Origin of the sequence: Dongia rigui (assembly GCF_034044635.1) — a bacterium.
In the GTDB taxonomy this organism is placed as follows: domain Bacteria; phylum Pseudomonadota; class Alphaproteobacteria; order Dongiales; family Dongiaceae; genus Dongia; species Dongia rigui.
In genome coordinates, this window is record NZ_JAXCLX010000002.1 from 764,736 (window position 1) to 788,121 (window position 23,386).

The 23,386-nt window shown below is 61.9% G+C and carries 22 protein-coding genes; 19 read left to right on the forward strand and 3 right to left on the reverse strand.

The genetic code is table 11. The features are described from left to right. The first annotated feature begins 11 nt into the window (after positions 1 to 11). From SMD31_RS15150 to SMD31_RS15195, 10 genes are all read left to right on the forward strand, one after another. Positions 12 to 968, forward strand: a complete 957-nt coding sequence (locus SMD31_RS15150; protein ID WP_320501736.1) for an ABC transporter ATP-binding protein — start codon at positions 12 to 14, stop codon at positions 966 to 968. Continuing rightward, positions 965 to 2,362: a hypothetical protein gene (locus SMD31_RS15155; RefSeq protein ID WP_320501737.1), complete on the forward strand. Its 1,398-nt coding sequence runs from the start codon at positions 965 to 967 to the stop codon at positions 2,360 to 2,362. The genes SMD31_RS15150 and SMD31_RS15155 overlap by 4 nt, the downstream gene beginning before the upstream one ends. A gap of 101 nt (positions 2,363 to 2,463) precedes the next feature. Next, positions 2,464 to 3,327 (forward strand): ABC transporter permease, encoded by an 864-nt coding sequence (locus SMD31_RS15160; RefSeq protein ID WP_320501738.1) that lies wholly within the window; start codon positions 2,464 to 2,466, stop codon positions 3,325 to 3,327. Beyond that, the gene (locus SMD31_RS15165) at positions 3,324 to 4,142 is read left to right on the forward strand and encodes an ABC transporter permease (RefSeq protein WP_320501739.1); all 819 of its coding nucleotides are present in this window, start codon (positions 3,324 to 3,326) and stop codon (positions 4,140 to 4,142) included. Before SMD31_RS15160 ends, SMD31_RS15165 begins: the two co-directional genes overlap by 4 nt. 59 nt (positions 4,143 to 4,201) lie before the next feature. Then, positions 4,202 to 5,359, forward strand: a complete 1,158-nt coding sequence (locus tag SMD31_RS15170; protein WP_320501740.1) for an extracellular solute-binding protein — start codon at positions 4,202 to 4,204, stop codon at positions 5,357 to 5,359. A gap of 77 nt (positions 5,360 to 5,436) precedes the next feature. Next, positions 5,437 to 6,486 (forward strand): ABC transporter ATP-binding protein, encoded by a 1,050-nt coding sequence (locus tag SMD31_RS15175; protein ID WP_320501741.1) that lies wholly within the window; start codon positions 5,437 to 5,439, stop codon positions 6,484 to 6,486. A gap of 135 nt (positions 6,487 to 6,621) precedes the next feature. Continuing rightward, positions 6,622 to 7,974: a glutathione-disulfide reductase gene (gor, locus tag SMD31_RS15180; protein WP_320501742.1), complete on the forward strand. Its 1,353-nt coding sequence runs from the start codon at positions 6,622 to 6,624 to the stop codon at positions 7,972 to 7,974. Positions 7,975 to 8,041: 67 nt separating this feature from the next. After that, complete coding sequence (locus SMD31_RS15185; protein ID WP_320501743.1) at positions 8,042 to 8,494, forward strand: hypothetical protein; 453 nt, start codon at positions 8,042 to 8,044, stop codon at positions 8,492 to 8,494. Between the two features lie 139 nt (positions 8,495 to 8,633). Beyond that, positions 8,634 to 10,013, forward strand: a complete 1,380-nt coding sequence (locus SMD31_RS15190; RefSeq protein ID WP_320501744.1) for a class II 3-deoxy-7-phosphoheptulonate synthase — start codon at positions 8,634 to 8,636, stop codon at positions 10,011 to 10,013. A gap of 7 nt (positions 10,014 to 10,020) precedes the next feature. Continuing rightward, positions 10,021 to 11,160 (forward strand): nicotinate phosphoribosyltransferase, encoded by a 1,140-nt coding sequence (locus SMD31_RS15195; protein WP_320501860.1) that lies wholly within the window; start codon positions 10,021 to 10,023, stop codon positions 11,158 to 11,160. Here the strand turns inward: SMD31_RS15195 and SMD31_RS15200 are convergent, their stop codons facing one another. Next, the gene (locus SMD31_RS15200) at positions 11,161 to 11,457 is read right to left on the reverse strand and encodes a hypothetical protein (protein WP_320501745.1); all 297 of its coding nucleotides are present in this window, start codon (positions 11,455 to 11,457) and stop codon (positions 11,161 to 11,163) included. It abuts the gene before it with no gap. Positions 11,458 to 11,573: 116 nt separating this feature from the next. On the opposite strand from SMD31_RS15200, the gene SMD31_RS15205 reads away from it, so the two are divergent. The 4 genes from SMD31_RS15205 to SMD31_RS15220 all read left to right on the forward strand — a co-directional run bounded on the left by SMD31_RS15205 (position 11,574) and on the right by SMD31_RS15220 (position 16,703). After that, on the forward strand, positions 11,574 to 13,232 hold the full coding sequence (locus SMD31_RS15205) for an NAD+ synthase (protein WP_320501746.1): 1,659 nt from the start codon (positions 11,574 to 11,576) through the stop codon (positions 13,230 to 13,232). A gap of 44 nt (positions 13,233 to 13,276) precedes the next feature. Continuing rightward, positions 13,277 to 14,602, forward strand: coding sequence for a glutamate--tRNA ligase (gene gltX / locus SMD31_RS15210; RefSeq protein WP_320501747.1), 1,326 nt, complete (start codon positions 13,277 to 13,279; stop codon positions 14,600 to 14,602). Between the two features lie 23 nt (positions 14,603 to 14,625). Continuing rightward, complete coding sequence (gene cysS / locus SMD31_RS15215; protein WP_320501748.1) at positions 14,626 to 16,008, forward strand: cysteine--tRNA ligase; 1,383 nt, start codon at positions 14,626 to 14,628, stop codon at positions 16,006 to 16,008. Between the two features lie 146 nt (positions 16,009 to 16,154). Continuing rightward, the gene (locus tag SMD31_RS15220; protein ID WP_320501749.1) at positions 16,155 to 16,703 is read left to right on the forward strand and encodes a PAS domain-containing protein; all 549 of its coding nucleotides are present in this window, start codon (positions 16,155 to 16,157) and stop codon (positions 16,701 to 16,703) included. Here the strand turns inward: SMD31_RS15220 and SMD31_RS15225 are convergent. Next, positions 16,636 to 17,271, reverse strand: coding sequence for a LysE family translocator (locus tag SMD31_RS15225; protein WP_320501750.1), 636 nt, complete (start codon positions 17,269 to 17,271; stop codon positions 16,636 to 16,638). The two genes, SMD31_RS15220 and SMD31_RS15225, sit on opposite strands and share 68 nt — an antisense overlap. 118 nt (positions 17,272 to 17,389) lie before the next feature. Here SMD31_RS15225 and cimA point away from each other — a divergent pair, with 118 nt between their 5' ends. The 5 genes from cimA to rpsD all read left to right on the forward strand — a co-directional run bounded on the left by cimA (position 17,390) and on the right by rpsD (position 21,935). Then, positions 17,390 to 18,982 (forward strand): citramalate synthase, encoded by a 1,593-nt coding sequence (gene cimA / locus SMD31_RS15230; protein ID WP_320501751.1) that lies wholly within the window; start codon positions 17,390 to 17,392, stop codon positions 18,980 to 18,982. A gap of 4 nt (positions 18,983 to 18,986) precedes the next feature. Next, a complete protein-coding gene (locus tag SMD31_RS15235; RefSeq protein WP_456077536.1) occupies positions 18,987 to 19,727 on the forward strand; it encodes an RNA methyltransferase in 741 nt (246 codons plus the stop codon). Positions 19,728 to 19,774: 47 nt separating this feature from the next. Next, the gene (locus SMD31_RS15240) at positions 19,775 to 20,044 is read left to right on the forward strand and encodes a MoaD/ThiS family protein (RefSeq protein ID WP_320501752.1); all 270 of its coding nucleotides are present in this window, start codon (positions 19,775 to 19,777) and stop codon (positions 20,042 to 20,044) included. A 12-nt stretch (positions 20,045 to 20,056) separates the two neighbouring features. Beyond that, entirely contained in the window at positions 20,057 to 21,133 is a 1,077-nt protein-coding gene (locus SMD31_RS15245) for a WD40/YVTN/BNR-like repeat-containing protein (protein WP_320501753.1), read from the forward strand. Between the two features lie 187 nt (positions 21,134 to 21,320). Beyond that, entirely contained in the window at positions 21,321 to 21,935 is a 615-nt protein-coding gene (rpsD, locus tag SMD31_RS15250; RefSeq protein WP_320501754.1) for a 30S ribosomal protein S4, read from the forward strand. A gap of 170 nt (positions 21,936 to 22,105) precedes the next feature. On the opposite strand, the gene metC is transcribed toward rpsD, so the two are convergent. Then, positions 22,106 to 23,272, reverse strand: a complete 1,167-nt coding sequence (gene metC / locus SMD31_RS15255; RefSeq protein ID WP_320501755.1) for a cystathionine beta-lyase — start codon at positions 23,270 to 23,272, stop codon at positions 22,106 to 22,108. Positions 23,273 to 23,386 lie beyond the last annotated feature (114 nt).

Genomic DNA, 23,386 nt, shown 5'->3' on the forward strand with positions numbered 1-23,386 from the left:
AAACTGGGCTCATGCTTCATGTCGAAAACCTGATCTTCGATTATCCCGGACACCGCGCCCTCAACAATGTGTCGCTGGTCCTGGAGCGTGGGACGATCACGGCGCTGGTTGGCCCGAATGGCGCCGGCAAATCGACCTTGATGCGGCTCTGTGCCGCCCTGGACCAGCCCTTTTCCGGCACCGTCCGCCTGGACGATCTTGATGTGCATGCCAATCCGCGCGCGGCGCATCGGCGAATGGGCTTCCTGCCCGACTTTTTCGGCCTTTATGACGAACTGACGGTGCGGCAGGGCCTGATGTATCGCGCGGCCGCCCAAGGGGTGCCGCGGGCGCAGCGGCGCACGGTCGCAGAAGGCGCCGCCGAGCGGCTCGAGATCACCGACCGGCTGGGCCAGAAGGCCGGAACCCTGTCGCGAGGCCTGCGGCAACGCCTGGCCATCGCCCAGGCGGTCCTGCATGAGCCGACCTTTCTGATGCTCGACGAACCGGCGTCCGGGCTCGATCCATCGGCGCGGATCGGTCTTTCCGGCGTCTTGCGCAATCTGGCGCGCGACGGCATGACCATTCTGGTGTCGTCGCATATCCTGGCCGAGCTGGAAGACTATTCGACCCATATTCTGATGCTGCGCCAGGGCCAAGTGGTCGATCATGCGCCGCTGGCGGTGATGGGCACGGTGACCGAGCGGCGGGTCGAGATCCGGCTGGATTTCGCCCGACCCGTTGCCGAACTGCGCAAGCGGCTCCTGGCGATCGGCGGCATCGAGGTCTTAAGCTGCGGTGTCGACGACGCGATCGTCATGTCCGATCCCGATCCGTCGACCCGGGCCACCATGCTGGCAGCGGTGCTGGCGGCGGGGTTGCCGCTGGCATCCTTCGCGCCGGAGCGGCGCAGCCTGCAGGATATCTATCTTGCGCGCATGAAGGCGGCGACGGAACGGCCGCCTCTGCGGTTGGTGGGGCCGCAATGAGCCTCGATCTCAATCCGGAATTCCAGCGGAACCTGTGGCTGCATCTGGGCTGGCAGAGGATGATGGCGGCAGCGACCGTCGGGCTCACGGTTGCCTATGCGGTCCTGCTGGTCAGCGACTTCGACAAGCTTTCCTATGCCGCCAATCTCATCCTGGTGATGGTCTTGGGCATGTGGGGACCGCGCCGTGCGGCGGACACGCTGGCCGAGGAGGTTGCTGGCGGCACCTGGGAATCACAACGCATGTCGGGTCTCTCGGCCTGGTCGATGGCCTGGGGCAAGTTGATCGGCGGTTGCAGCTTCGTTTGGTATTGCGGCCTGCTGGCGCTCGCGGTCTATGTCTTTGCCGGCTTCGAGCGCGGGTTCCCACCCGGGCGGGCCGGGAATTTCTGGCTCGGCATCTATCTGGTCCTCATTGGCGCGTGTCTGGCGCATGTCGTGGCTCTGGGCGTCGCCCTTATCCGCCTGCGCAAGACCGTGCAGTATCGCCGTCTGACGATCACCCTGGCGCAGACCTGCGGCTTCGTCGTCTTTCTGGCCGTGAGCGGTATCGGGACCGCCCCGGTGCTCAACCAGCCGGATTTCGTGCCCGGCACAGCCTATGTCTTTGACAGCGCCTATTCCTGGCCGATGGTGCGGGCGGTACTGGGGTCGGTCTTCGTCGTCTGGGCACTTGTCGCCGTCTATCGGCTGATGCGGGCGGAACTCCAATACCGCGCCTGGCCGTGGTTCTGGGCCAGCTTCGTTGCCTTCTGTGCGGCATTGGCCGCCGGCATTGCGCCTTGGCCTGGCGGTGGGATGGTCGGCGCGGCTTTGCCAATCTTCATTGTCATGATTGCCTTGACCTATCTTTCGGCCCTCGCTGACCGGCGCGACCCGATCCGCTACCGCTCCGGCCTGCTGGCATTGCGGCACGGCGATTTCAGCCGGGCGCTGGCCGAAATTCCCTGGTGGTCGATCGCGATGGCGGGCGCCACGATTGCCGCCCTTTTCGCGATCTATACGCTGGTGACCCTCGGCAGCGATGGCTGGCCGAGCAGCCTGTCGGAGATCTTTCTGCGCCTGCGCCTCATTTCGCTCGATCATCTCGCCGAGACGCTGGTGCTGGTCCTGCTCTTCATGACGCGAGATCTGGCAATTCTTCTGTGGCTGAGCTTTGGCCCATGGCGGAGCCAGTCGGACGTTACTTGGCTGGTCTATCTGGCACTGGTCTATTGGCCGGTCAGCATCATCATGATTTTCGCGGGTTACGGCGCCTATATCACCCTGGTTCTGCCCGTCGCCGGTGACGACATCGTCCTCAGCTTTGCGCCGATCCTTACTCAGTTGGTGGTTCTTGGTGTCATGCTGCATCGCCGCTGGCGTCAGGCGACGCGCAGCGGCGTCGCCGCATAGCGCTGCCTGGCTCCTGAAAGGGCCATAGACACTGCAGCTTTTACCCTGTCATACTGCCGTCAAATAAGAAGTCGTTAGCTTAGACGGGGTGAGGCTCAATCGTGTCACGGGCGTTGGCGCGTCCCTATCTGCTATTGTCTCCGGCAATCCTGTCGCTGTCGCTCTTGATGGTGGCGCCGATCCTCTTTGTCCTGGCCTATTCGTTCTGGCTGCGCTCGGCTGAGGGGCTCGATACACCGGCGTTCCAGTTCGGCAATTGGGCGAGTTTTCTTTCCGACAGTTTCTATTGGCTGGCGCTTTACAGCACCTTCAAAACCGCGCTGCTCACGACGGCGGTCTGCATCGTGCTGGGCTATCCGACCGCTTATTTTCTGGCCCGGGCCGAGATCAGGAACCGCGGCTTGCTGTTGTTCCTGATGTTCCTGCCGTTCTGGGTCTCCTACATCATCCGCACGATGTCCTGGATCAACGTGCTGGGGAAGAACGGCTTCGTGAATGCGGTCCTCGTCGGCATCGGCGTCACCGATGAACCGTTGAAGCTGCTCTACAATGATTTCTCGGTGATCATGGGCTTGGTCTATTTCCAGCTGCCCTATATGATCATCAATGTCTATGTCAGCCTCGACGGCATCGACCGGAATCTGGAATCGGCTGCGCGCGTGCTGGGTTGCACGCCCTGGCAGAGCTTTCGCGAGGTGACCTTGCCCCTGTCGCTACCAGGGCTGGGTGCCGGGTCGCTGCTCTGTTTCGTGCTGGCGGCCGGTTCCTATGTGACACCGCGCCTGCTGGGTGGCACGGACACGTTGTTCTTTCCCGATCTCATCTACGAAGCCATCATCTCGCAGCTCGACTGGCCATTCGGGTCGGTCCTCTCCATCGTGATGCTCGTCGCGCTGGGCCTGGTGATCGCGGTCTATAACCGCTTCATGAGTCTCTCCGACGTCTATCGGAGTTTCGCGCGATGAGCACGGCAGCGGCGCGGAAACCGGGAGAAGGGCGCTTGGGCTGGGCCTTGCTGCGGATCTGCTCGATCGCCGTCTATGTCTTCATGTTCGCGCCCATCGTGGTCGTGATCCTGCTCGCCTTCAATTCGTCGCGCAGCGGTGCCTTCCCGATGGAGGGCTTCAGTCTGCAATGGTTCGGCAAGCTGTTCGCCAACCAATCCATCGTCGATGCCTTCAAGACCTCGCTGATTCTGGCCGCCACGTCGGGGGCTCTTGCCACGATCATCGGCGTGATGGCGGCGCTGGCGCTGGTGCGCTACAGCTTCACGGGCAAGGAAGGTATCCAAACCTTCCTGTCGCTGCCGCTGCTGATGCCTGAAGTGGTGATGGGTGTCGCCCTGCTGATGTTCCTCAAATTCCTCAGCATGCCGCGCAGCTTTGCCGTGCTGCTGCTCGGCCACACCGTGTTGTCGCTCCCCTATGTCGTGCTGGTGGTGCAGGCGCGCCTCGTTGGCCTGCGCGCCAGCTATGAGGAGGCCGCCTGGTCCCTTGGCGCCAACCGGATCCAGACTTTCTTCGAGGTGACATTGCCGCTGATTTCACCGGCGATCGTCGGTGGGTTCTTGTTCGCGGCGACGTTGAGTTTCGACAACATCACGGCGACGCTCTTTTGGAAGAAGCCCGGCATCGAGACCGTGCCGACCAAGATCTTCGCCATGCTGCGCACCTCGATCAGCCCCGAGATCAATGCGCTGGGTGCCGTGATGATCGTGATTACGATCCTGCTGCCGCTCATCGGCGGCTACATGGTCAGGCGATTTGCCAAGGCCAGGTGAAAGCGTTCGACTGGTTTGTTTTCTGCACCGTGTTTTGATTTCAACCGTGGGAGGAAGGCATGAAGAAGTTGACGGATCCAAAGCGCTACGAGCGTCTGCTTGAAGCGGTTCACAGCGGCGATATCGACCGGCGCTCGCTGCTGCGCATCATTGGTGCGACCGCGGCGGCGGTCGGCGTAACCGGTGGCCCGATGGGCTTCCTGCGCAAGAAGGCCATGGCCGAGGTCGATTCCATCCGCTTCGACGGATGGGGTGGTATCGTCTCTGAGGCGTTCCATAATTTTGCCTTCCCTCCGTTCACAGAGAAGACCGGCATCAAGGTTGTCGAAGGCGAATTCGGCGATACCGAAGAGTTCCTGTCCTTGGTCAAGGCGGCGCAGCCCGGCGACTACAACCTGTTCCTGGTCAGCGGCGTCTACGACTATGCACGCTTCTGCAAGGCTGGCTTTGGCGACGTCATCAATGAGGCGAATATTCCGAATCTCGCTAATGTGCTGCCGGCGACCCTTGAGGCGTTCCGCGCCGAGACGGGCGGCAAACTCTCGGCCGTGCCTTTCGACTATGGCGTTACCGGGCTCGCCTATAACCGCAAGTACATCTCGGACGAGGAAGCGAAGGCACAGGGCGTTAAGCTGCAGTTCGACGAGAAGTACAAGGGTAAGATCGCCCTTTACGACAGCTTCCAGACGCGCATCTGGATGGCGAGCCTGCTGCTGGGTCAGGACCCGCAGGGTGCCACGGACATCAACGCCATCTATGACTCGCTCCGCAAGCAGCGCGAGCTTGTCGTCAAGTATTGGAGCTCGGGCCAGGAATTCATCGACCTCATGGCCAAGGAAGAGGTCATCATTTCTGACGGTTGGTCGGGACGCGTCGCGGCGTTGCAGCAGGACGGCCACGATATCGGCTTCCTCAACAATGTCGGCTTCGCCTGGCTGGAAGGACTCTATGTCCTTAAAGGCAGCCCGATGGAGGCAGCCGAGCAACTGCTCAACTTCTGCATCGAACCGAAGGTCGCGATCGCCATTGCCGAGGGCCAGAACTATCCCTCGTCGCTCGATCCGACCAAAGTGCCGATGACGGACAAGATCAAGAGCCTGCCGGCTTATGACGACACCGGCAAGTTCGAAGGTTATGTCTGGGAGAAGGCGCAATACTGGTACGACAACCAGGACGCCTACAAGAAGGAGTGGGACCGCATCTCCAAAGGTGCGTAAGACCCACGTGGCGCCCGGCCGTCCTGGGACGGCGTCGGCCGGGCGCCCAACTATCTTCATGACGGACAAGGCACATCATGAGTTCGGTTGAACTGCGCAAGGTCGAGAAGCATTTTGCCGGCGGGGTGGTGGCAGTTGATGCCATCGATCTCGATGTGCCTGACGGCGCCTTCGTGACATTGCTGGGGCCATCTGGCTGCGGCAAGACCACGACCTTGCGCATGGTGGCAGGTCTTGAGACGCCGACGGGCGGCGAGATCCGCATTAAGGGCCAGCGCGTCAATGAGACACCGATCCATCAGCGCAATCTGGGCATGGTGTTCCAGAATTATGCATTGTTTCCCCACAAATCGATTTTCGACAATGTCGCCTTCGGCCTCAAATATCGCGGTGTGACTAAGGCCGACATCGCGGAGCGGGTGACGCGGGCGCTCGACATCGTGCGCCTGCCGGGCGTCGAGGGGCGTTTCCCGACGCAGCTTTCCGGTGGCCAGCAGCAACGCATCGCCCTGGCGCGCGCCCTGGTGATCGAACCGGACGTGCTATTGCTCGACGAGCCGCTGTCGGCGCTCGATGCAAATCTCCGCGAGGAAATGCGCGGCGAGATCAAGGCCATCCAGCAGCGCATCGGCGTCACGGCCATCTTCGTCACCCACGACCAGGGCGAGGCCCTGGCGATGTCCGATCTCGTGGTGGTGATGAACAAGGGCCGCATCGAGCAGCGCGGGGCACCGGCCGAGGTCTATGAGCATCCGCAGTCTGAATTTGTGGCGAACTTCCTGGGCAACGCCAATTTCCTGCCCGGTAAGGTGATCGCCGTGAACGGCAAGCGCATCAGCGTGGCGCTGGGCGACGGCGCCCGCATCGACGTGGCCGATGCCGCGCGTGCGCTACAAGCGGGTGAGGGGGTAAATGTCATTGTCCGCGCCGAGAAGATTGAACTCGGCAGAGGCGCTCTCACTGGCACCATCGCGGCGGTGGATTACCTTGGCTCTACCGCCCGTTACGATGTGGTTCTGTCGGGTGGCCAGAAAGTGACCGCGCTGGCGACGATCCGTGATGGCGCCAGGCGTGTGGGGGAAGCGGTATCGCTTTCCATAGCCGCAGAGCACTGCCGAATCCTTTGAAGGCCAGGTAAGCCCCTGATGGCGTTGGGGTTATGCTTGAAGCGCGCCTGACATATCACCATTTCCTGGGTGATGGTTGACCGTACCCCCGATCATGTGGTGCAAGTCGGCCAGCAAATGACGTCCGGAGCGGCCATGTCCCAGTTCGACTACGATCTCTTTGTCATCGGCGGCGGTTCCGGTGGCGTGCGCGCCGCGCGCATTGCGGCTGGGCATGGCGCGAAGGTTGCGGTCGCGGAAGAGAGCCGGCTCGGCGGCACCTGTGTCATTCGCGGCTGTGTGCCAAAGAAGCTGCTCTCATATGCCGCCCATTTCCACGAGGATTTCGAGGACGCGCGCAATTATGGCTGGACTGTGGGCGAGGCGACCTTCGACTGGGCGACGCTGATTGCCAACAAGGACAAGGAAATCGACCGGCTGAACGGCATCTACAAGAAGCTGCTCTCAGGATCGAAGGTTGAGCTGCTGGAATCTCGCGCCGTCATCACCGACCCGCACACGCTCAATGTGGGCGGCAAGCGGGTGACGGCGAAGAACGTATTGATCGCGGTCGGTGGCTGGCCAGAGCGGCCGCGTATTCCCGGGATCGAGCATTCGATTACGTCGAATGAGGCCTTCCATCTCGCGCGTCTGCCCAAGGACGTCGTCATCGTCGGCGGCGGCTATATCGCCGTCGAGTTTGCTGGCATCTTCAACGGCCTCGGCACCAAGGTTACACAGCTTTATCGCGGCGCGCAGATCCTGCGCGGCTTCGACGACGATGTCCGGCATTTCCTGGCGGCTGAGATGGCCAAGAAGGGCATTGCGATCAAGACAGAGGCGGATGTCACGCGCATCGACAAGACGGGCGATCGCCTCAGCGTCACGCTGAAGAGCGGCGAAACGCTGTCCTGCGATGCGATCATGTACGCGACCGGCCGGCGCCCGAAGACCGATGGCATGGGGCTCGGGGAGGTTGGCGTCAAACTGAAGGAGAATGGTGCGATCGCCGTCGATGCCGCTTCGCAGACCACTGTGCCGAACATCCATGCTGTCGGCGATTGCACCGACCGAGTCAATTTGACGCCGGTGGCCATTCGCGAAGGGCATGCCTATGCGGATTCGATCTTCGGCAACAAGCCATGGCATGTCGACCACAAGACCATTGCCTCGGCTGTCTTCAGTCACCCGCCGGTCGGCGTCGTCGGCCTTTCCGAAGCAGACGCGCGGAAAGAGGGCCGGGAACTCGATATCTATAAAGCCGATTTCAAGCCGATGAAGCACACGATTTCGGGCCGCGACGAACGGACACTGATGAAACTCGTGGTCGACCGCAAGACGCAGGTTGTCCTCGGCGCACATATGGTGGGCATCGATGCCCCGGAAATCGTCCAAGCCTTAGCGATCGCCGTGAAGATGGGCGCGACCAAGCAGCAATTCGATGCGGCCGTCGCCGTGCACCCGACCGCGGCGGAAGAGTTTGTCACCATGCGGACACCGGTCGGCTGAGCATCGGGGATGGGAACTCGACCGGCCTCGCGACTGTTGTGCCGGGGCGCCGCGTATTGGAGAAAAAATGATGCGAATTCAGATTGGTTTGGGGGTGGCAATCTTGCTGGCGGCGGTATGCCTTGCAACCGTCCCGGCACAGGCCCGCGACACCAAATATGAACTCAAGATCGCCGATGTCATGGCCGACCCGCGGTATGCGGAGAATGTGCCGTCGACTGTGAAGTTCTATTTCGCGAACCAGGCAGCGCCGGCGGGGCAGGACCTTGGCGAGTTCGTCACCAATCGGAAGACCAATTCCTTCGGCAAGCAGGATGAGGAAGCCTGCACTTGGGCCATGATCTCGGCCATGAAGGAACTGGGCGAACGCGCCCTGGCCGAGGGCGGCAATGCCGTGGTCGGCATCGTGAGCTTCTACAAGAAGAAGGTGTTCGCCAGCGACACGCAGTTCGAATGCCATGCCGGCGCCATCGTCGCGGGCGTTGCGTTGAAGGGCAGCGTTGTGAAGGTCGCTCCGTAACTGAACTTATATCGTTTTCTGCCAATAGGTTATGCGCCAATTCAGCATTATTTGCATGAACGCGCCATAAATCCTATATACAGTGCCCTGTTTTCCACAGTTGGCATGACTTACCAGCGCACCCGCGCAGAGGCAGAAGATGAGCACGAAATGGTCGCCGGAGAGCTGGCGCGACAAGCCGATCTCCCAGGTCCCCACCTACCCGGACGCCGCCAAGCTGGCGTCGGTCGAGGAGCGCCTGCGCGCCTTTCCGCCGCTCGTCTTTGCCGGTGAAGCCCGCCGCCTGACCGAGGCCTTGGGCCAGGTCGCCGAAGGCAAGGCTTTCCTGTTGCAGGGCGGCGATTGCGCCGAGAGCTTTGCCGAGTTCTCGGCCAATAACATCCGCGACACCTTCCGGGTGCTGCTGCAGATGGCGGTGGTGCTGACCTACGGCGCCGCCATGCCGATCGTGAAAATCGGCCGCATGGCCGGCCAGTTCGGCAAGCCGCGGTCCTCGCCCACAGAAGTGATCGACGGTGTCGAGCTGCCGAGCTATCGCGGCGACAATGTGAACGGCATCGACTTCACACCAGCGGCGCGCATCCCCGATCCGGAACGCCTGGTGCAGGCCTATAACCAGTCGGCAGCGACACTCAATCTGCTGCGCGCCTTCGCGCAAGGCGGTTTTGCCGACCTCCACAAGGTGCATCGCTGGAACCTCGATTTCGTGGCCGATAATCCGCTGGGTCATCGCTACAAGGAACTGGCCGATCGCCTTTCCGAAACGCTCGATTTCATGGCCGCCTGCGGCCTGACGTCGGAGACCGTGCCGCAGATCCGCGAGACCGAGTTTTTCACCAGCCATGAAGCGCTGCTGCTCAATTTCGAGCAGACCTTGACGCGTACCGACAGCCTTACCGGCAAATGGTATGGCTGCTCGGCCCACATGCTGTGGATCGGCGACCGCACGCGCCAGCCGGACGGTGCCCATGTCGAATACATGCGCGGTATCCAGAACCCGATCGGCCTGAAATGCGGCCCGACCATGGAGCCGGACGACCTGCTGCGGTTGATCGATATCCTCAATCCGCAGAACATCCCCGGCCGTCTGACGCTCATCGCCCGCATGGCGCATGACAAGGTCGAGCAGAAGCTTCCGCCGCTGGTCCGCGCCGTGAAGCGCCATGGCGGCAAGGTGGTCTGGTCCTGCGACCCGATGCATGGAAACACCATCAAATCGTCGACCGGCTACAAGACACGACCCTTCGACCGAATTCTGGGCGAAGTGCGCGGCTTCTTCGATGTGCACCGGGCCGAGGGAACTCATGCCGGCGGCGTGCATTTCGAGATGACCGGCCAGGACGTCACCGAGTGCATCGGTGGTGCGAAGGCTGTTACCGAAGAAGCACTGGCCGACCGTTACCACACCCATTGCGACCCGCGTCTCAACGCCACCCAGGCGTTGGAACTTGCCTTCCTCATTGCCGAGCAATTGAAAGCGGAGCGCGCCGGTGGACAACGCATCGCCGAAGCCTCGTAAAGACAATCTGAAGGATGCCGGCCCGGTTTCGGGGCCGGCGTCCGATCAGGTTGCGGCTTGGTCCGACCAGTATTTCCTGAAGACCAAGGCGACCGTCGCCCATTTCGGCGACGTCAAGGTCACCTATGCGATCTTCATGCGTCGCCCCGTCATCTCCGCGCCGCGTCTGGCGCTGGATTGGCTGCGCCGGGTCGCCGCCGAGCGCGATACCGAGTTCGAGATCGACCTGCAATACGACGAAGGCCGCTGGGTCGGCGCCGGTGAGCCGATCATGTATGTGAGCGGTTCCTTCGTTCACCTCGCCGACCTCGAGACATTGCTGCTGATGAAGCTGGGGCCAGCCTGTGTGGCTGCCTTCAACGCCTTTACCATGTGCGCCGATCTGCCGAGTGTCGCTTTCCTCGCCATGGATGCCCGACACTGCGCGGGTCTGGAGATGGCCGAAATGATGGCCTATGCCGCGTCCGTCGGTTCCGCCCGCGCGACGCGCAAGGTCAAGGCGACGGGCTTCATCGGTAACGCGACGCAAGCGACGGCCCATTATTTCGGCCGCGAAAAGGCGCTGGGCACCATGCCGCATGCGCTGATCGGTTATGCCGGTTCGACCCTGCGCGCGGCCGAAATGTTCCACGAGACGTTCCCCGACGAACCGATGACGGTGCTGGTCGACTATTTCGGCCGCGAAGTGACGGACGCGTTGACCGTCGCCCGGCGCTTTGCCGGCATGGCATCTGAGGGCAAGCTCTCGGTCCGCATCGACACACCGGGCAGCCGTTTCATCGAAGGCCTCGATCCGCCGGCTTCCTATGCAGTGATGGATCGCCATGTGCCGAGGGTCATCCGCGGCTATCGCTCGGAAAGCGAACTTCGCCATCTGGTGGGTGCCGGCGTGTCGGCAGCGGCGATCTGGCACTTGCGCGACGCCCTCAACCGCGAAGGCTTCCACAAGGTGAAGATCGTGGCGTCGTCCGGCTTCGATCCGGCGAAATGCAAGGTGATGGCCGAGGCGCAGGCGCCGATCGATGTAGTGGGGACGGGCTCGTTCCTGCCGCAGCGCTGGACGGAAACCTATGCCACCGCCGACATCATCGAATATAACGGCGTCAAGCGCGTGAAGATCGGCCGCGAGTTCCTGTTCAGGAAATGATCACTTTACGGGCGGCGTGAACGGCACTTCGTTCCAGATGTAGCCGTTCTGATTGTTCTTCACGCCGAATTCCAGGATCCAAGTCTTGCCGGTCTTGGTGTCGAGCAGCATGTTCACCTTGCTGCTGCCATGGGTGAGGTCGCGTTGCGGTTGATCCAGCACCATCAGAAGATAGCGGTTGCCGGCAGGTTCGATGACCGGTGTCGGCGTCAATCCGTCGGGTAGGTTCTGAGCCAGGGCAGGGGTGCTGGCTGCGACCAGGAGCAGGGCGGCAAAGCTGATTATTCGGTTGCGCATTTTTCCAATCCTTCCAGTCCCCCGTATCACAGCCTAGCATAAGCAAAAAGCGGGCCGCATGTCGGCCTTGTGTGCAGCGCAATTGACATCATGTGGCTGCCGGTTAAGTTCCTAACATGACAGACAAAATCAAAATCGCCTTGGCGCAGATCAACCCCAAGCTCGGCGACGTTGCCGGCAATGTGGCGCGCATTTCCAAGGCGCGGGCGGAAGCAGCGGCCAAGGGTGCCGATCTGGTGCTGGCGCCAGAACTGGTCGTGTCGGGATATCCGCCGGAGGACCTGGTTCTGAAACCTGCCTTTCAGGAAGCCTGCCGCAGGGGTGTCGAGATGCTGGCGCAGGATACCGCGGACGGCGGCCCGGCGATCATCGTCGGCTCGCCCTGGGTCGAGGACGGGAAGCTACATAACGGGACGTTTCTGCTGGGGCAGGGCAAGATCCTCGCCAAGCGATTCAAATACGACCTGCCGAATTACGGCGTCTTTGATGAGAAGCGGGTCTTCGTGCCGGGACCGCTGCCCGAGCCGGTTGCCTTCAACGGTATCAAGCTGGGTTTGCCGATATGCGAGGATTTGTGGTTTTCGACGACCGCAGAGCACCTCAAGAAGCAGGGCGCCGAATTGCTGCTGGTTCCCAATGGCAGTCCTTACGACCATGCCAAGCCCGAGCAGCGGCTCGAGATTGCCGGGGACCGGCAGGACGAGACTGATCTGCCGATCGTCTATGTGAACCAAGTGGGTGGTCAGGACGAACTAGTCTTCGACGGCGATTCCTTTGTGCTCGACCGCGGCAAGGTGCTCAAGGCGCGCCTGCCGGCCTTCGTCGAGAAGGTGGCGATCACCGAATGGCAGCGCGGCAATGAGGGCTGGCTGTGCCTGCCGGCCGAGATCGCGCCACAGCCCGCGGCACTGGAATCGATCTACCGGGCGATGGTTCTGGGCCTCAAGGACTATGTCCAGAAGAACGGCTTCCCGGGCGTCTTGCTGGGCCTTTCCGGGGGCATCGATTCCGCGATCTCCGCGGCGGTCGCTGTCGACGCCCTGGGGCCAGACAAAGTCCGGGCGGTCATGATGCCGTCGCCCTATACAAGCCAGGAGAGCCTCGACGACGCGGCGGCCTGCGCCAAGCTGCTGGGCATCCAGTATGACATCGTCTCGATCGAGCCGGCGATGAAGGCCTTCGAGGCCATGCTGGGCGGCATCTTCGCCGGCAAAAAGGCCGACACGACCGAGGAGAACATCCAGAGCCGTTCGCGCGGCCTCACCTTGATGGCGATGTCGAACAAGATGGGGCACATGCTGCTGACCACCGGCAATAAATCAGAAATGTCGGTGGGTTACGCCACACTCTATGGCGACATGTGCGGCGGCTATTCGGTCCTCAAGGACGTCTACAAGATGACCGTTTTTGCGCTGTGCCGCTGGCGGAATGCACATTTTCCGGCCGGTTTGGCGGGCCCCAGAGGGGCCGTTATGCCCGAGCGGGTTATTACCAAGCCGCCCTCGGCGGAATTGAAGCCCAACCAGACGGACCAGGACACTTTGCCGCCCTATGACGTCCTGGACGGGATCCTCACCTGTCTGGTCGAGGAAGAGATGGCCGTGGACCAGATCGTCGCCAAAGGTTATGACAAGGCCACGGTCCTCCGGGTCTGGCGCATGCTGGATCTGGCCGAATACAAACGCCGCCAGGCTCCCCCGGGGGTCAAAATCTCGCGGCGCGCCTTCGGCAAGGACCGGCGTTATCCGATCACCAATGGCTTCCGGCCCCAATAGGGCCTAGGCCCGGCGATAGGTCAGATTGATGGAAATCGAGTGTTGTGATGTCGGTTCGCGTTCGCTTCGCACCCAGCCCCACGGGCCGGTTGCATGTCGGCAATATCTATATTGCCCTGAATAACTGGCTGTTTGCGCGCCAGCGCAACGGCCATTTCCTGCTGCGTCTCGACGATACCGATACCGAACGCTCCACCCCCGAATTCGCCCAAGGCATCGAAACGGACCTCCGCTGGCTGGGGCTCACCTGGGACAGCTTTGCCCGCCAGGTCGATCGCATCGCCGACTATGATGCCGCCGCCGACAAGCTCAAGGCCAGCGGCCGGCTCTATCCCTGCTATGAGAGCGCCGAGGAATTGGCGCTGAAGCGGAAGATCCACCGCGTCTATGACCGGGCGGCACTGAAGCTCTCGGATGCGGATCGCGCCAGATTGGAAGCCGAGGGCAAGCGCCCGCACTGGCGCTTCAAGCTGGAGCACCGACGCGTCGAGTGGAACGACCTTGTGCGCGGGGCCGAGCATATCGATACCGCGAGCCAGTCCGATCCGGTGCTGATCCGTGAGAACGGCACCTATCTCTACACATTCACCTCGGTGGTGGACGACATTGCGCTCGGCATGACGCATATCATTCGCGGTGCCGATCACGTGACGAACACAGGTACGCAGACGCAGATATTCGAGGCGCTGGGTGCCAAGGCGCCAGAATTTGCGCATCTGCCTTTGCTGGTGGATGCCGCGGGCGAGGGGCTGTCGAAGCGGCTGGGATCGCTCTCCATTTCTGATCTCCGGGATCAGGGTCTGGAGCCGATGTCGCTCAATACTTACCTCGCCCATATCGGCACCGGCGTGCCGCTGGTGGTGAAGCCGCATCTCGAGGATCTGGTGAAATCCCATGATCTCTCCAAGTTCGGCAAATCAAGCCCGCGTTTCGATCCGGCCGAGCTGCTGCATTTAAACGCGCGCTTGCTGCATTTGCTGCCGTTTGAAGAAGCGAAAACGCATCTGGCCGGTGTCGGCTTGTCTGACGTCGATGCGGCGCTGTGGGATGTTGCCCGCGCCAACGTTGAAAAGATCGAGGAGATCGGGGAATGGCAACGCATCTGCCGCGGGTCGATCGCACCCCACATCGCGGATTCAGCCTTCGCAGCACTTGCGGCCGATGTTCTGCCGCAGGCGCCCTTGGATGAGGGCAGCTGGAAAACCTGGACCGAAGCGGTGAAGGCAGCGACGGGCCGCAAGGGCAAGGATCTGTTCATGCCCCTGCGCCAGGCGCTGACGGGGCTGGATCATGGCCCCGAAATGCGTCTGCTGCTGCCGCTGATCGGTCGCGACAAAACCCTGCGCCGCCTGCGTGGCGAAACGGCCTGACGGCGCTTAACGGGAAGACTTCAATGACGATTCATCTCTACAACACCCTGCAACGCGAAAAGCAGGTCTTTACGCCGATCGACCCCAACAACGTGCGCATGTATGTCTGCGGCCCGACGGTCTATGACTATGCCCATATCGGCAATGCGCGCCCGGTGGTGGCTTTCGATGTTCTTTATCGCTTGTTGAACCATGTTTATGGCGCGCTGCATGTCAATTATGTCCGCAACATCACGGACATCGACGACAAGATCATGGCCGCGTCGGCAGCAAGTGGCGAAAGCATTGAAAGCATCACCAAGCGGACGGCCGGTTGGTATCACGACGACATGGCTGCCCTCGGCGCGCTGGCGCCCAACCGCGAACCGCGGGCGACCGAATTCGTGCCGCAGATGGTCAAGCTGATCGAGCAATTGATCGCTAAAGGCCATGCCTATGTGGCGGAAGGCCACGTGCTCTTCAACGTCCCATCCATGCCGGATTACGGCGGGCTCTCAGGTCGCAGCCTCGACGACATGATCGCCGGCGCGCGGGTTGAGGTGGCGCCCTACAAGAAACACCCGGCGGATTTCGTGCTGTGGAAACCGTCCGACGCCGGTCAACCCGGCTGGCCGAGCCCGTGGGGGCAGGGGCGGCCCGGCTGGCACATCGAATGCTCGGCCATGTCGGGCGAATTGCTGGGCGAGGTGTTCGATATCCATGCCGGCGGCATCGACCTCATTTTCCCGCATCATGAGAATGAGATCGCGCAAAGCCGCTGCGCCCATGGCACGCCGGTGATGGCGAATTACTGGCTGCACAATGGCTTCGTCCAGGTGAACGGACAGAAGATGTCGAAATCGCTCGGCAACTTCTTCACGGTTCACGAACTTCTGGAAGAAGGGCAGCGCGGCGAGGCGATCCGCCTGGCGCTGCTCTCGGCGCATTACCGCCAGCCGATCGACATCACCCGTGACGGCATCAAGGAGGCCAAGGGCCAACTCGATCGCTTCTATGGCGCGCTTGCCAAGGTGAGTGATGTGGAGGCTGAGGCGAAGGCGCCGGAGAGCATTCTTGCCGCGCTGGCGGATGACCTCAATACGCCGCTGGCGGTGAGCGAGATGCATGAACTGGTAACCGAGCTTAACAAGGCAACGACACCCGCCAAGAAGACGGCCGCCAAAGCCGCCGTTCTGGGTGCCGCCCAGTTGCTGGGCCTTCTATGGCAGGACCCGATGGTCTGGCTGCAGCAGGATGATGGCGGGCAGGGCCGACCGGCGGCAGAGATCGAAGAGCTGATCGCCGCGCGTATTGCGGCGCGCAAGGCGAAGAACTTTGCCGAGGCGGACCGTATTCGCGACATGCTGACGTCGGAGGGAATTCTGCTTGAAGACGGTCCCTCCGGCACCACATGGAAGAGAAGCTGACACGCTTAGGCGTAGTGGCGGAACTCAATCGTTAAGATTCGCCGCTACGCCTTTGTGGTCCTTGCATAAGCACGTCCTCAAGCGGATGATGATTGCGGGGACGACGTATTGCCGGGCGTAAACACGGCATGACGGGCGAGGCTGCTATGAAGTATCAGCGCCTGACGTCGACGCAGTTTCTGAACGTTTGCTCCATACGTTCCGCAGCGCTTTACCGCTATTGGGACGCAAAGAAACACGGCCGCAAGTTGCCGTGCCGCGCCGATATCGATCCTGCCGAAATGCGGCCATGGTTGTCAGGCCTGGTTCTGGTCGATGTCGGCCAGGACGGCCCGGGCAGCAGCGTCTACCGCGTCGTGGGCACAGCTGTTTGTGCCCATCGCGGTTTCGACCCGACCGGTCGACCGGTGCAAGAAGGCCTCTATGGCAACGTCCGTGATGAAGTGCTCGAGAACTATCGGATTGCCATAGAAGAGCAATCGATTGTGTTCGACCATGATGCAACACCGTCCCGTTCAGGCTTGGCGCGGGAAATCGGGACGCTGTTCCTGCCGCTGTCGACGGATGGGAAAATCGTCGACAAGATCCTCATCTATCAGGACATCGAGCCTTATACCATGGCGGCGCTTAACGGCGCTCCGTCAGGGCCAGGCGTATCGCCAAGCCTACAAAAACGAGCGCCGATAGCCGGTTGAGCCAGCGGCCGAGGCCGGCCGATCCGCGTATCAGGCCGGCCGCCGCGGCTGTTGATAGCGCCACGATGCAGTTTACGGCCGTACCGCTGATGTTGAACAAGGTACCGAGGAAAAGGATCTGCAGCCAGACCGGCGCCGTTGCCGTCGGATCGACGAATTGCGGCAGGAACGCCAGAATGAACAGCGCCACTTTGGGATTGAGTACATTGGTCAGCACGCCCTCGGCGAAGATTCGCCAGAGCGGAATGGGCGGCAGGACCTGTGTCGCCGTGGCGCGCGCGGCTCCCGCCATCAGCGCCTTCCAGGCGAGATACAGCAAATAGGCAGCACCCGCGGCTTTGACCGTGACGAACGCGGCCTCGGAATGGGCGAGGATGGCCGAGACGCCGAATGCGGCGAGGGCCGTATGCACGACGCTGCCGCCAGCGATGCCGAAACTGGCCGCGACGCCGGCGGCTCGACCCTGTGTCGCGGTGCGCGCGATGACATAAGTCATGTCCGCGCCGGGGGTGAGGTTGAGGGCGAGGGCGGCCAGGAAGAACGGCCAAAGGCTGGCGAGATCAGGCATTTGATCGTCTTTTCAAGAGGTTGGTAATTATCTGTCGGCTGGGCTGCTTGACGTGCAGAGTCCCATATGCTGAATACCCGGTCAATCGGGGCAAGCACTTGGAAAAGCCAGCAAAATCATGGCCGACGACAAGCGGGTATATCTGTTCGACAGCACGTTGCGCGACGGCGCGCAAACGCAAGGCGTCGATTTCAGCGTCAACGACAAGCTGGCGATTGCGGAAGGGTTGGACCGCATCGGCCTGGATTATGTCGAGGGTGGCTGGCCGGGTGCCAACCCGACCGACGATGCGTTCTTTGGGGCGCCGCCAAGCCTCAAGCGCGCGAAGTTCGTGGCCTTCGGCATGACGCGCCGTCCAGGCCGCTCCGCTGCAAATGATCCGGGCCTCAACGCGCTGCTCAACGCCAAGACGCAAGCCGTGTGCATGGTGGGCAAGAGCTGGGACTTCCATGTCGACGTGGCGCTTGGCATCAGCCGGGCCGAGAATGTCGACATGATTTCGGAGAGTGTCGAATACGCCAAGCAGCGCAGCGGCGAGGTGATGTTCGATGCCGAGCACTTCTTCGATGGCTACAAGGCAAACCCCAGCTACGCGTTGGAATGCGCAAGTGCCGCCTATAAGGCGGGCGCGCGCTGGGTCGTGCTGTGTGATACCAATGGCGGAACGCTGCCCCATGAGATCGAGCGCATTGTGGGTGAGGTGACGGCCAAGATCCCCGGCAACCATCTGGGCATCCACTGCCACAACGACACCGAGAACGCGGTCGCCAATTCGCTGGCGGCGATCCGGGCCGGTGTGCGGCAGGTGCAGGGTACGCTCAATGGCCTGGGCGAACGCTGCGGCAATGCCAATCTGGTGTCGCTGATCCCATCCTTGATGCTGAAGACCGATTTCAAAGTGGGCCTGAATGAGCAGGATCTGAAACAGCTCACCCATCTGTCGCGCCTGCTCGACGAGCGCCTCAACCGTGCCCCGACCCGCAGCGCTGCTTATGTGGGCGAGAGCGCCTTTGCGCATAAGGGCGGATTGCATGTCTCGGCGGTCGAGAAGGATCCCAGGACCTACGAGCACATCGAGCCGTCACTGGTCGGCAACCGCCGGCATATCGTGGTCTCGGACCAATCCGGCCGGGCCAATATCCTGGCGCGCTTCCGCGAGATCGGCCTCGATGTCGATGCCGATGACGGCAAGGTCGGCGCGCTGGTCGAGACGGTGAAGCTGCGCGAATACGAAGGCTATGCCTATGACGGCGCCGAAGCCTCGTTCGAATTGCTGGCGCGGCGGGCCCTGGGTTCGGTGCCGACCTTCTTCAAGCTGGCGCGCTTTCGGGTCATGGACGAACGCCGCTGGAACGTACGCGGCGATCTCATCACAGAGTCCGAGGCGACCGTGACGCTTGAGATCGATGGCGAGCAGTTGATGACCGTGGCCAGCGGCAACGGCCCGGTAAACGCATTGGACGGCGCGTTGCGCAAGGCCTTGATGCCGGCCTATCCGGCACTTGCCGACATGCGCCTCGTCGATTTCAAGGTGCGCATCCTGACGCCGCAAGCCGGCACCGAAGCCATCACCCGCGTCATGATCGAAAGCGCCGACGGCCATGGCGAACGCTGGAACACGGTTGGCGTTTCGCCCAACATCATCGATGCCTCGTTCGAAGCACTCAATGACGCCATCACCTGGAAGCTGCTGAAAGCCAGTGCAAGCTGACGCGATGAGCATGGACCGCCCGACGATCATCCTGGTCTCGGCCCAGATGGGCGAGAATATCGGCACCGCGGCGCGTGCCATGCTCAATTGCGGCCTGACCGATCTGCGCCTGGTGGGGCCCCGCGATGGCTGGCCCAATGTGAAAGCCGAACGCGCGGCGGTCGGTGCCTTCGAAATGATGCAGCCTGTGCGCGTATTCGACACCACCGAGCAGGCTTGTGCGGACCTCACCTATGTCTACGCCACATCTGCGCGCGACAGAAAGATGGTGAAGCCCGTCGTGACGGCGCGCTTCGCGGCCGGTGAGGCGCGCGCGAAGATCGCGGCGGGCGGCAAGGTCGGCTTCATGTTCGGGGCCGAGCGGATGGGTTTGCTCAATGATGATGTCGCGCTGGCCGACGCGCTGCTGACCGTGCCGCTTAATCCCGAGTTCACCAGCCTCAACCTCGCCCAGGCCGTGTTGCTGGTGGGGTATGAGTGGTATCAGTCGGGTGACGCGACGCCGCCATCGCAGATGGATATGAACGGCACTGAGCTGGCGACCAAGGATCAGGTCTATGCCTTCTTTGCGCATTTCGAACGCGAGCTCGATGCCTGCGGGTTCCTCCGTAACGAGGCCGCGCGCCCAAACATGGTGCGCAATCTCCGCAATATGTGGTCGCGTGCGCAACTGACCGAGCAGGAAGTTCGAACGCTGCATGGTGTCGTCAAAGAGTTGACAACCCTGCGCGTCCCTCGAAAATAGCGACCACAGACTTCCTCCCAATTTCGCAAAAGCGAAGGCGGAACAGCGTGGCAAAGATCTCTTTTACCGCGCATCTGCGCAAAGTTGCCCCGGCCGGCGCCACGCACGTTGCGGCGGCGACGCTGGGCTGTGCCTTGTCGGAGATATTCGCCCAGGCGCCCAAACTGCGCGGTTATGTGGTCGACGAGCAGGACAGGCTGCGCCGCCATGTCGTCATCTTCGTGAACGGATCGCGACTTGCGCCAAGCGGCTGGGCTGAATGCGCGCTTCAACCCGATGACGAAGTCTATGTCATGCAGGCTCTTTCCGGCGGCTGATAGGGGAAGTCCATGGGACGAAAGCTGGCGATCGCCTCGCGCAAGGGCCTGATCTTCTACACCGCCGACGGCGAGGATTGGCGCTATGAAGGCGTTCGTTTCCGCGGCACGCCGATCAGCATGGTCATGCAGGACCCGCGCGACGGCAGCATCTATGCAGCGCTCGATTACGGGCATTTCGGTCCGAAGCTGCAGCGCTCCGACGATCAAGGGATCACCTGGACGGAAGTTGCCACACCCGCTTTTCCCAAGGCCGATGCGACGGACGCGGCAGGGGCGTTGGCCGTGCTCAACATCTGGGCGCTGGAACCGGCCGGCAGCGACATGCCGGGGACGATCTTCGCCGGCACGGTCCCGGCTGGCATCTTCCGCTCCGACGACAAGGGGATGAGCTGGGTATTGAACAAACCTTTCATGGCTCTGCCGCAGCGTTCCGAATGGGGCGGTGCCGGCAACGACACGCCGGCGCTCAGTTCAATCGCCATTCATCCCGGCGACAGCCGCCGCATGGCAGTCTCGATTTCGGCCGGCGGCGTCTGGCAGACGGCGGACGGCGGCAAGTCATGGCGAAACACGTCGAAAGGGCTGTGGGCCGCCTATATGCCCCCGGACCAGCGGGAGAATCCGAACGTGCAGGACGTGCACCAGATGCGTCGCTCGCCATCGGCGCCGGATCGGCTCTACATCCAGCATCACAACGCCGTCTTCACGTCGGAGGACGGTGGGGAGACGTGGCGCGAGATTTCCAAGGCGTTCGGCTTTGCGGTCGCGGTTCATCCCACCGACCCGCTGACGGCCTGGTTCGTGCCGGGCGAAAAGGACGAGTATCGTCTGCCGGAGGACGAGACGTTGTGTGTCGCCAAGACGAGCGATGGCGGCAAGACGTTTCGCCGTCTGACCAAGGGGCTGCCGCCAAAGCCGGCCTTCGACCTGGTTTTACGCCATGCCCTGGACGTGGACCGCAGCGGCCATCGGCTCGCTTTCGCCTCGACTACCGGCAATCTGTGGATAAGTTCGGACGCGGGGGAGGGCTGGCGGCTCCTCTCCGGCAACTTGCCGCCAGTCTATTGCGTGCGGCTTTTTGAATAATTTGTGATATATCAATGTGTTGGGCGGGGTGGCACTAGGCCAATCCCTGCTTGACCCAGCGGATTTAACGGCTATATTCCGCCCGCTCCCGCGCCGGACTGCCTAAAGGCATGCCCAGCCGCCGGTTTTTCACCGGGTCGGACAGCCGGGACATCAACAACGTCGTGATAAAACGAGAAGGTAAGTTATGTCGAAGCGTATTGAAGCCAAGCACAAAATCGACCGCCGTTTGGGCGTGAACCTCTGGGGTCGCCCGAAGAGCCCGGTCAATGACCGCGAGTACGGCCCGGGCCAGCACGGCCAGCGCCGCAAGAAGCCGACCGATTACGGCATCCAGTTGATGGCGAAGCAGCGCCTGAAGGGCTATTACGGCTCGATCGGCGAGCGCCAGTTCCGCAAGCTCTATCAGGAAGCCGTGCGCCGTCGTGGCGACACTTCCGAGAACTTGATCGGCCTCCTGGAGCGCCGTCTCGAGACGGTCGTCTATCGCGCCAAGTTCGTCCCGACCGTTTTCGCCGCCCGCCAGTTCGTCAACCACGGCCATGTCCTGGTGAACGGCAAGCGCGTCAACATCGGCTCCTACAAGCTTTCCGACGGCGACGTGGTTGAAGTCCGTGAGCGCGCCAAGCAGCTGACCCTGGTGGTCGGTGCGGCGCAGTCGCAAGAGCGCGACACGCCGGATTACCTCGAAGTCGACCACAAGAAGATGACCGCCAAGTTCGTGCGCGTCCCGGCCCTCGGCGACGTGCCGTACCCGGTCAGCATGGAACCGCATCTGGTCGTCGAATACTACTCGCGCTAATCCACGCGCGAACGACACGGAATAAGAAAGGGCCGGTCTTTGGACCGGCCCTTTTCGTTTGCAGCTCCATTCTGCTGACAGTGGATGGCCGGGTCTACGCCCGGCCATAGCGCCTTTAGATATTCGTCATCCCCGGGCAGACCCGGGGATCCACTCTATCCACCGCTTAGTTAGTTACCCCTGAGCCGATCAAGACCCCGCGCCAAGTCCTCGATAAGATCCTGCGGATCTTCAAGACCGGCGTGGATGCGTATGGTCGGGCCCGCCGTCCATTTGGTCGCGGTCCGCGCGGTCTTCAGAGATGACGGCACCATCAGGCTTTCATAGCCGCCCCAGGAGAAGCCGAGGCCGAACAATTCCATGCCATCGATCATGGCGTGAATGCGCTCATCGGTGGCTGGCTTCAGCACCACGCCGAAAAGCCCGCTGGAGCCCAGAAAATCGCGCTTCCACAGCTTGTGCTGGGGATGGTCGGTGAGGGCGGGGTGCAACACGCGCTCGACTTCGGGGCGACCCTGCAGCCACTTCGCCAAAGTGAGCGCGCTCTCCTGATGCTGTGCCAATCGGGCCGAGAGCGTGCGCAGGCCACGCAGGGCCAGATAACAATCGTCGCCGCCCACAGCGAAGCCCATGCCATGCACCTGGGTTTTCACGCGGCTATAGAATTCTTCGCGCATGGTGATCATGCCCATCATGACGTCCGAATGGCCGACCATGTATTTGGTCGCGGCATGGATGACGATGTCGACACCGTGGCGGAAGGGCTTGAAGTAGAGCGGGCTTGCCCAGGTGTTGTCCATGACAACGACACAGCCCTTGGCATGGGCCGCGGCGGCGATGGCCGGGACATCCTGGATCTCGAAGGTGTGGGAGCCGGGGCTCTCCAGATATACGACTTTAGTATTGGGTTGGATGAGGTCGGCGATGCCAGCGCCGATCGTCGGGTCGTAATAGGTCGTTTCAATCCCAAACCGCTTCAACTGCGTATCACAAAGAAAACGCGACGGTTCGTAGACGCTGTCGACCATCAGCACATGATCGCCCTGGCTCAAGAAGGTGAAAAGCGCACCTGTGATGGCGCCGAGGCCAGACGGGATTGCGACGGCTTTGTCGGCCTCTTCCAAGGCCGCGACGGCCTCCTCGAGGGCGAAGGTTGTCGGTGTGCCATAGCGGCCATAATAGACGTTGTTGAACTTGTCCCGGCCGCGGGCATGCATGTCGGCAACGCTGTCAAAGAGGACAGTCGAGGCATGATAGACCGGGGGGTTAACGATCCCCTTATTGGCCCGCGGGTTGTTGCCTGCATGTGTAATTAACGTTCTGTCGCGCCGTTTCATAGCCCGTTCCACCTTGTTTAGAAGCCTTTCCTTTATCACCGGGCGGGGGCGGTTCCTAGTCAGGTGGAGCTGGGGGCAGCCATAAGGTAAGGAAGCTTGTGAGGGGATTTTTTC

What these genes read in the sequence shown, in the direction of transcription:
- SMD31_RS15150 (WP_320501736.1), top strand. Translation starts at nt 12, where the DNA reads ATGCTTCATGTCGAAAACCTGATCTTCGATTATCCCGGACACCGCGCC.
- SMD31_RS15155 (WP_320501737.1), top strand. Translation starts at nt 965, where the DNA reads ATGAGCCTCGATCTCAATCCGGAATTCCAGCGGAACCTGTGGCTGCAT.
- SMD31_RS15165 (WP_320501739.1), top strand. Translation starts at nt 3,324, where the DNA reads ATGAGCACGGCAGCGGCGCGGAAACCGGGAGAAGGGCGCTTGGGCTGG.
- SMD31_RS15170 (WP_320501740.1), top strand. Translation starts at nt 4,202, where the DNA reads ATGAAGAAGTTGACGGATCCAAAGCGCTACGAGCGTCTGCTTGAAGCG.
- SMD31_RS15175 (WP_320501741.1), top strand. Translation starts at nt 5,437, where the DNA reads ATGAGTTCGGTTGAACTGCGCAAGGTCGAGAAGCATTTTGCCGGCGGG.
- gor (WP_320501742.1), top strand. Translation starts at nt 6,622, where the DNA reads ATGTCCCAGTTCGACTACGATCTCTTTGTCATCGGCGGCGGTTCCGGT.
- SMD31_RS15185 (WP_320501743.1), top strand. Translation starts at nt 8,042, where the DNA reads ATGATGCGAATTCAGATTGGTTTGGGGGTGGCAATCTTGCTGGCGGCG.
- SMD31_RS15190 (WP_320501744.1), top strand. Translation starts at nt 8,634, where the DNA reads ATGAGCACGAAATGGTCGCCGGAGAGCTGGCGCGACAAGCCGATCTCC.
- SMD31_RS15200 (WP_320501745.1), bottom strand. Translation starts at nt 11,457, where the DNA reads ATGCGCAACCGAATAATCAGCTTTGCCGCCCTGCTCCTGGTCGCAGCC.
- SMD31_RS15205 (WP_320501746.1), top strand. Translation starts at nt 11,574, where the DNA reads ATGACAGACAAAATCAAAATCGCCTTGGCGCAGATCAACCCCAAGCTC.
- cysS (WP_320501748.1), top strand. Translation starts at nt 14,626, where the DNA reads ATGACGATTCATCTCTACAACACCCTGCAACGCGAAAAGCAGGTCTTT.
- SMD31_RS15220 (WP_320501749.1), top strand. Translation starts at nt 16,155, where the DNA reads ATGAAGTATCAGCGCCTGACGTCGACGCAGTTTCTGAACGTTTGCTCC.
- SMD31_RS15225 (WP_320501750.1), bottom strand. Translation starts at nt 17,271, where the DNA reads ATGCCTGATCTCGCCAGCCTTTGGCCGTTCTTCCTGGCCGCCCTCGCC.
- cimA (WP_320501751.1), top strand. Translation starts at nt 17,390, where the DNA reads ATGGCCGACGACAAGCGGGTATATCTGTTCGACAGCACGTTGCGCGAC.
- SMD31_RS15235 (WP_456077536.1), top strand. Translation starts at nt 18,987, where the DNA reads ATGAGCATGGACCGCCCGACGATCATCCTGGTCTCGGCCCAGATGGGC.
- SMD31_RS15245 (WP_320501753.1), top strand. Translation starts at nt 20,057, where the DNA reads ATGGGACGAAAGCTGGCGATCGCCTCGCGCAAGGGCCTGATCTTCTAC.
- rpsD (WP_320501754.1), top strand. Translation starts at nt 21,321, where the DNA reads ATGTCGAAGCGTATTGAAGCCAAGCACAAAATCGACCGCCGTTTGGGC.
- metC (WP_320501755.1), bottom strand. Translation starts at nt 23,272, where the DNA reads ATGAAACGGCGCGACAGAACGTTAATTACACATGCAGGCAACAACCCG.